The 7,938-nt window shown below is 72.3% G+C and carries 5 protein-coding genes; 1 reads left to right on the forward strand and 4 read right to left on the reverse strand.

Annotated elements, in window-relative coordinates; all coding sequences use genetic code 11:
- Positions 1-111 precede the first annotated feature (111 nt).
- Both AB0917_RS32485 and AB0917_RS32490 read right to left on the reverse strand, forming a co-directional pair.
- The gene (locus tag AB0917_RS32485; RefSeq protein WP_366823300.1) at positions 112-1,233 is read right to left on the reverse strand and encodes a DUF1996 domain-containing protein; all 1,122 of its coding nucleotides are present in this window, start codon (positions 1,231-1,233) and stop codon (positions 112-114) included.
- A 382-nt stretch (positions 1,234-1,615) separates the two neighbouring features.
- Entirely contained in the window at positions 1,616-2,761 is a 1,146-nt protein-coding gene (locus tag AB0917_RS32490) for a S1 family peptidase (RefSeq protein ID WP_366823301.1), read from the reverse strand.
- Positions 2,762-3,059: 298 nt separating this feature from the next.
- Between AB0917_RS32490 and AB0917_RS32495 the strand changes: the two genes are divergently transcribed.
- A complete protein-coding gene (locus AB0917_RS32495; protein WP_366823302.1) occupies positions 3,060-4,091 on the forward strand; it encodes a hypothetical protein in 1,032 nt (343 codons plus the stop codon).
- Between the two features lie 5 nt (positions 4,092-4,096).
- Here AB0917_RS32495 and AB0917_RS32500 read toward each other — a convergent pair whose 3' ends face one another.
- Both AB0917_RS32500 and AB0917_RS32505 read right to left on the reverse strand, forming a co-directional pair.
- Positions 4,097-5,704, reverse strand: coding sequence for a carboxylesterase family protein (locus AB0917_RS32500; RefSeq protein WP_366823303.1), 1,608 nt, complete (start codon positions 5,702-5,704; stop codon positions 4,097-4,099).
- A 200-nt stretch (positions 5,705-5,904) separates the two neighbouring features.
- A complete protein-coding gene (locus AB0917_RS32505; RefSeq protein ID WP_366823304.1) occupies positions 5,905-7,380 on the reverse strand; it encodes a UDP-N-acetylmuramoyl-L-alanyl-D-glutamate--2,6-diaminopimelate ligase in 1,476 nt (491 codons plus the stop codon).
- Positions 7,381-7,938: the final 558 nt, after the last annotated feature.

Consider the following 7,938-nt stretch of genomic DNA (forward strand, 5'->3'; position numbering starts at 1 on the left):
GGCAGGGTGCGCCCATGAGGGAGAGCGCTTCCGGGTCGGTCAGGCGGTCAACCCGTTCAGGTCAACCCGCTCAGGTCAACCCGTCCGGTCAAACCGCCCAGGTCGACCCGTTCAGGGCAGCTCGTAGTTCTCGTCCAGAGCGGCGCCCCGGTCCGGGTTGTTCTCGTCGTAGCCACGGGCGTCGCACTGGAGGCCGCCGACGACACAGTGGTCGACCATGGCCTTCAGCGTGGCGTCGTCCCAGGCGTTGAAGAAGTCGTAGTGGAAGGAGTGACCGGCCCCGCTGGCCAGTCTGACCTGCGACATGTCTCCGTTGACCGGCCACGCCATCTTGAACTCGATCATCGGCAGGGCGACCGGGTGGCTCGCCGGGCAGACGTCCTGGTTGGCCCCCATCACGACCGGATAGGCCATGTGGGACTGGTGGTCGGGGGTGTCCAGATACTTCCCGTCCCAGCAACTGGGCGCCTGCATACGCAGGTTGAGCTGCGTGTCCGGGCTGGTGGGGCAGGCCGCCGGGAACTCGTAGTTGTGGTAGCTCTCACCGCACTCGTACCCCTCGACCATGCCGGGGTGGTTACGGAACTGCTCGGCGGTCTGGGTCGGGCTGCCGACGACGAACCGCAGCCCCTTGGGGAAGGGCCGGACCGTGCGGTAGTCGGTGACTCCGGCCTTGTAGTAGATGATCTGCGGTCCGATCGGGCGGATCTCCTCGTTCCCGTCGTAGAGGGTCGGCATCCAGTACGCGGAGAGGTCACCCGACGCCAGGCAGGCCGTGCCGCCCGCGCTCAGCGAGGCGGTGGTGCTGCTCGCGTTCGTGGTGTCGTTCCCCATGAACGTGTGGTCGTGCGACGCGCCGGCCCGGCCCGGGTAGACGATCGGGTCGTCCGGGGCGGTGTGGGTGACCGAACAGTTCGCCTGGAACTCGTGGAAGTAGCGGTGCGGGGGAATCTCCTGGGACGGCTCCACTCCGGTGACCGGCGGGTTCGCCGGAATGTAGCCGTCACCGTCGGGGTCGTCGCCGAAGGCGACGGGCTTGGCCGCCGCCATCGTGTGCCCCTGCATCACGTGGGACGCCGCGGCGGGCGGATCGGCCGCGGACCGGGGGGTGGTGGCGCCGGCCGTGGTGACCCCGGCGTTCGTGATCGCGGTCAGCCCCAGGGCCACCAGGGCCAGGGCGGTCGCCACGACCAGCGCGGACACCAGGGTCGTTCTACTGAATCTTGTCGCCATGCGGACCTCCATGCCGCTCTGCATCCATGCACATCGGGTGCACGGTGGGGGGAGAGTTGAGCTGGGTGGTGCAGCCCGGAAGAGGCGCCGCCCCCTTGCGTCCACGAGGCCGGGAAGCCACCGGGAAACTGTTGGGAGAGCGCTCTCCAAGGCGGTGCCAGTGTTGCGCCGAGGCTGAGAGGGTGTCAATAGCTTGTGAACGATGCGCCGCGCCAAGGGCGTTGGACCGGGGGCGGATACGGCGGTGAACGCCGCATCGCCCGGGGCGGCGGAGGGGCGGCGGCACGCGGAAGCGGCCCCGCCCGTGGGCAGGGCCGCTCGGGCACCTGTCGTACTCAGCGAGGGGAGCCGACCGCACCGCCCGGCGGCCGGCTTCCCGGGATCAGGCGGTGTGCAGGGTCAGCCCGTACCGGTTGAGGATCTCGTTGACCGGCTGGTACCAGGTCTCGCCGCCGCCGCTGCAGTTGCCCCAGCCGCCCGAGGTGACGCCCTGGGCCTGGTCGCCGCTGATGAACGAGCCGCCGGAGTCGCCGCCTTCGGCGCAGACACTGGTCTTGGTCATCTGGTGCACGGCGCCCTGGCTGTAGTTCACGGTCTCGTTCTTGGCGAGGACGTGGCCGCAGTGCCAGCGGGTGGTGGAGCCGGAGCGGCAGATCGACGCACCGATCGGAGCCTCGTTCGAGCCGCGGACCAACTGGTCCGGGACCGCGCCCCAGCCGAGGACGACGGGGACGGTCCACCAGCCGCTGCCGACGTTCACCCAGGCGTAGTCGTCGCCGGGGAAGGACGAGCCCTGGAAGTTGCCGATGTAGGAGTTGTCCCAGCCGCGGACCTGCTGCCCGGCGCCCCCGCAGTGCCCGGCGGTGACGAAGCCGCCGTGGACCGAGAAGCCGATCGAGCAGCGGACGTTGCCGGTGTAGTACGGGTCGCCGCCGACGGTGCCCGCGGCGAAGGTCTGCGGGGCCTCCCCCGTCCGCTCCACCGTCACGGGTCCGGCCTTGCGGGCCTTGGCCACGAAGGCGCGGACATCGTTGTCACGCTCTGCCGAACCGACGACGTTCACGACGACGCGGCTGGTCACGGGGTCGACGCGCCAACTGGCCACACCGTCGGGCGCGCTCAGGGCGTCGATGCGCTTCATGGTGGCGTCGAGCCGGGCGGCCGAGTGCTCGACGATCCGGGTCTGCGCGCCGGCGGCCCGGACGGCGCCGGCCTTGCCGGCGTCCGTGACCGCCACGGTCAGCTTGCCGCTCGCGGGGTCGAACCATGACCCGCCGTAGGCGGAGCCGGCGGCGCGCTGGGCCTTCGGTTCCAGGGCCGTCGCCGCCTTCTCCTCCGCCAGTCGCGTGCGGGCCTGGCCCTCGGTCAGGCCCAGGTCGCGCTGCATGGCGGAGAGCAGGGCCGCGGAGGCGGGGAGCTCCGCGGAGTCGGCGGGGGCGGCGGACGCGGTCGACGGACCGGCGGCGGTCCAGGCACCGAGGACCAGGAGCGCGGACAGACCGGTCCGCAGGACGGTTGCATGTCTCAAGGGAGTGACCCTTCCTGTTGTTCCAACGACGTGGGGGTGGAACGGGAGGCATCCGGGAGCACACCCGGATCGAGCCTTTGAGAGCGCTCTCAGATGCGACGCCCCGGACTGTAGCGGAGTTCGATGATCAGGTCCATGCCAAGTTGCAAGGCGGTCCGGAGGAGGGGTGCGCTCGGGTGCACCGAGCGGTCCGTGGAGATGCCCCGTACCGGATGTGAGTAGGGGTACTCATCCGGCACGCGGCGACTGGTCCTACTGTCACAGGAACACAGGGCGACACCACCCCGAGGAGCAGACCATGGCCGGATCACGTCGCAGGCAGTTGAGAGCCGCCGTCACCTGCGTGCTGGTGGGTTCGCTGGTGGCACTGGTCGGCGCGTGCGGGGCGGTCTCCACCAAGGAGGACCGCGGCGCGGCGCAGGAACTGGCCGACAAGCACCTCCCCGGGCAGCTCAAGACGATCGGGGCCCGCACGCTCTTCCCGAGTACGGGAGGCTCCGAGGTCACCTTCGCGGTGGCCGACGACCGGGACGCCGTGGTCCGGCTGCGCATCGACGCGGACAAGGGCACCTGCGACGGCAAGGAGTGCGCCGGGGTGCTGACGGAGGCGGTGGCGCGCGGGCGGTCGGACGCGGCCGCGTACCGCACCGTCCGGGACGCGTTCGACGCGTGCGGCTACGAGGTCATCGCCCTCGGCCTCCCCGGTTCGCCGCCCTACGTGGTGGCCGAACTGACCAACGCCACGGTGGAGAAGGTGCTCGCCGAGATCGGGGGCTGCGTCCAGCGCTGGGTCACGGCGAGCGGGGCCGACAGCCCGTTGGCGAAGGCGAAGGCCTCGCACGTGAACGTCGTCTCCCCCGCCGTCGCCGCGAAGCGCGACCGGGGCAAGGACACCTGGCCCGCCGTGATGCGCCTGACCCGCGGCAACCTGCTCGCCTCGCTCACCAAGCGGACCTACCACTCGGCCAGTTACGACATCAACGACGGGCAGGTGGACACGGCGGGCAAGGCCCGCGTGGTCCGCCCGTTCAAGGAGAGCCAGGAGTTCGGCAAGGCGGTCCAGGAAGCCGTGCGGGACGAGCTGCGCGCCACCTACCCGAACGTGGTCGTGACCCCCTACCAGTGGATATGGCGCCTGGAGCCGGGCCGGGTCGACCGGCAGACCGGCTATCTGCTCTTCTGCCCCGAACCGAATGAGCGGGGGAAGTGTGTCAACAGCGACGACGCGGTCCTGGTGACGGCGGACGAGCACGGCAACCCGGTGGGCAAGCTGCGCATCGTGCACGACGTGCGCGACGGCACGGGGTCGCTCCGGCTGCCGCTGTACTAGCTGTACTAGGGGGCCAGCAGGGGCAGGCCCGCCGCCCGCCACAGGTCGCGGAAGGCGCCGGTCTCCCGAGCCTCCTCCCCGGTCGTGCGCCAGACCCGCACTTCGGGCCCTTCTCCGCCGCCGCCCCAAGGAGCCCAGCCCGGGTCCCCGTGGGCGGCGAACGCGGCCCAGGCGCCCGCCATGCGGTCTGCCAGCTCGTGGTCGGCCGGGCCGGGCGGGCCGCCGGTCAGGAAGTGAAGGCTCTCGTCGTGGACGTTCCCGAAGGCGAAGGGGATGTCCGCGCAGTGCCAGGCCCGGACCCGCCCGCCGGACCCGTCGGCCCCGCCGGCCCCATCAGCCCTGCCGGCCCCACCAGCCCCCTCCGGCCCCTCGGCACCCTCCGGCCCTTCGGCCCCACCGGCCCCGCTTCGCCGGCGGTCGAAGCGGGAGAGGAAGGTCCGCCCGCCGGCCCGGCCGTGGGCCTCGGCGAGCCTGCTGCTGTATTCGGCGAAGAGGAGGTCTCCGTACAGGGCGAGGTAGACGTCGAGGACGGGGGTGTCGTCCGGCAGACGGCTGCGGTAGCCGTCGACGAGCTGTGCCGGCAGTCCGAAGTCCGTGGCGAACGCGGTGAGTTGCCGTTCGGTGGTGACCTTGGCGCTGCTGCCCACGGCGTCCAGGAGCCAGTATTCCTCCGTCGTGTGGCAGACCAGCAGCTCCACCTCCGCGCCCGCTCCGGTGGCCGCCGCCGCCAGCGGGTCGCAGGGCAGGAGAACCCCGTCGGCGACCGGACCGTAGATCGCCGGGTCGTAGTGGCGCTGCCCCGAGCCGGGGTCCTGCCGGTACCGGTCGACGACCTCGTCCGACGCGGCCACCAGCGCCTGCGGTGATGCGGCGAGCAGCCCCGTACGGGTGGCGGGCACCCCGGCCGCCGCCGCGACCTCGGCGGTGGTGCGGGCCGCCTGTTCGACCGTGGCGCAGGCGTTGACGGCGCTGTGCGCGATGGCGCGGTGCAGCAGGCCGCGCGCCCGGTCCGTCACCATCAGGCAGGCCACGGCGGTGGCCCCCGAGGACTGTCCGGCCACGGTGACCCGGTCGGGTGAGCCACCGAAGGCGGCGATGTTGTCCCGTACCCATTCGAGGGCGGCGATCTGGTCGAGCAGTCCCCGGTTGTCGGGGCAGGCCGGGCCCTCGCCGTCGGCGGGGACGTGGCCGAACCCCTCGAAGCCCAGGCGGTAGTTGAGCGTGACGACGACGAGTCCCCGGGCGGCGAGGGCGGTGCCGTCGAAGTCGGGCTGGGCGGAGGAGCCGAAGACGTAGGCGCCGCCGTGGATCCAGACGAGCACGGGCAGGCCGCCGGGCCCGTCCGCCGGTGCCCAGATGTTCAGCGTGAGGATGTCCTCGTCCCCCGGGTGCCAGGCGGGGGAGCCGGGCAGCTCGGCGGACTGCGGCGCGACGGGGCCGTACGCGGTGCACTCCCGTACGCCGTCCCAGGGCCGTGCCGGGCGCGGCTCCCGGAACCGGTCGGCGCCGAACGGCGGGGCGGCGTACGGCAGTCCGCGTACGGTGACGATCCCCGGGTCCCGCTCGGAGCGCCGCCCCCGCACCTGTCCCGACTTTGTGGTGAACACGTCCACGGCTGCCGCTCCCCCGCCCTGCTCGCGGCCCGGCGTTCGGGCGCACGGTCAGCAGCATGTCAGCCGACCCGCCCACCGCACCACCGCCTTTTCGCAGGTGAGCGAGGTGAGTGGGATGGGCGAGGTGAGCGAGGTGAGTGGAATGGGCGAGGTGAGCGGGACGAGCGGGGCGAGCGCGATGGGCAGGGGTGAGCGACCGCCTACTGGCCGATCAGTTCGCGCACGGTGGCCATGTCGCTGAAGGGCAGCAGCTCGTCGCCCACGGTCTGGTGGGGCTCGCTGCCCTTGCCGGCGATGAGCACGATGTCCGCCGGTCCCGCCGAGGCGAGGGCGCAGGCGATGGCCGCGCGGCGGTCGGTGAACCGTTCGAACGGCGTTCCGGTCGCCGTGATGCCCGGCGCGATCTGGTCGAGGATCGCCTCGGGGTCCTCGTACCGGGGATTGTCCGAGGTGAGGACGCACAGGTCGGAGTGGGTGCCGGCGATGGTGCCCATCTCGGCGCGCTTGGTGGTGTCGCGGTCGCCGCCGCAGCCGAAGACCGTGACGATCCGGCCCTTGGCGAAGCCCCTGATCGTGGTCAGGACCTTGTTGAGGGAGTCCGGCGAGTGGGCGTAGTCCACGATCACCGAGGTGCCCTCGGGGGTGTGGAGCCGCTCGAAGCGGCCGGGGATCTGCGGCATGCGCTCCAGCGCGTCGACCAGCCCGGCCAGGCTGTGGCCGAGCAGATGGCAGGCGGCCACCGTCGCCAGGGCGTTGGAGACGGAGAACCGGCCCGGGGACGGGATGGCCGCCGGGTACTTCCGGCCGTCGTGGTGCAGGGTGAACCGGGTCCCCGCGGCGTCCACCTCCAGGTCGGTCGCGCGGTAGTCCGCCGGGCCGTCCAGCGCGTACGTGGTCACCGCGTCGGGCATCAGCTCCCGGATGCCGGCGCCGACCGGGTCGTCCGCGTTGATGACCGCGCGCCGGCACAGCCCCTGGAAGAGGCGGAGTTTGGCGTCCCGGTAGTGCTCCATGGTGCCGTGGTCGTCGAGGTGGTCCTGCGACAGGTTGGTGAAGACGCCGACGTCGATGAAGGTCCGGTCCAGTCGGTGGGTCAGCAGGCCCATCGAGGTGGCCTCCAGGACGACGCTGCCGGCCGCACTGTCGCGCATGCGGCTCAGCAGGTACTGGAGGTCGGGCGACTCGGGGGTGGAGAGGGCCGAGGGCGGCATCGGGATCGGTTCGTCCCCGATCCGGCTCCCCGCGGTGCCGATCACCCCGACCCGGGCCCCCTCGGCGAGCCGCAGCACCGACTCGACCATGTACGAGACGGAGGTCTTGCCGTTGGTCCCGGTGATGGCGATCAGGTCCATCGCGCGGCCCGGCTCACCGAAGTAGCGCGAGGCGATGACGGCCGCGGCCTTGCGGGCGTCCGGCACCCGGATCGCGCACACGTCGCCCGCCGCCGCGGGAAGGGGTGGGGCCTGGGCGTCGACGACGACGGCGGCCGCGCCGCGCGCGACGGCCGGTGCGACGGCGTCGGGTCCGCCGGCCGCGTGGTCGGGCACCGCGACGAAGACGGAGCCGGGGGTGACCCGGTCCGCGTCGAACGTCGTGCCGGCCGTGATCCTGGTGCGCTCGGGGCTTCCCTGCAGTACGTGGTGGTCCTGCCCGGCCAGTAGGTCGCTCAGCTTCACGGTGGTCCCTTCGAGTGCGGCTCGACCCGTCTCCTGCGGCCGTCGCCGGGCAGCGGCACGGGCGGTGCGCCGTGTACCGCGTGATGCGTGATGCGTGATGCGTGATGCGTGATGCGTGATGCGTGATGCGTGACGTAATCAGTGGTACTTGATCAGTCGTGCGTGATCAGTCGTGCGTGATGCGTGACGCGATCAGTCGTACGTGGTGCCGTGGTGCGTGACGTGGTCGGTCATGCGTGGTGCCGGGAGCCGGCGGTCGATCGCGCTCCCCGCGTACGCCGGGGGCAGCGGCTCCCTCCGGCGCTGAGAGGCCGGAGTGGTCTGGAAGGGGGCGGCGGAGCCGGGTCGTCCGGCCGGGCCCGCGGACGCCGAAGATCGCTAGCCGTGGCCGTGCAGCGCCGTACGGCCCGTTCCGGGCGCCGCGTCGGCGGGGGCCGGTGCGGCGGTGGGGGCCGCGGCCGGGGCAGCAGTTGGTGGAGTGCGCCGAGCGTCAGCACCTGCCGGCGCCACCGGTGCGCGTCTATTGCTTTGGCGGCGATGCCGTGCCGCAAGCGCTGT

This window comes from Streptomyces sp. NPDC007346, assembly GCF_040703535.1.
Lineage (GTDB): Bacteria > Actinomycetota > Actinomycetes > Streptomycetales > Streptomycetaceae > Streptomyces.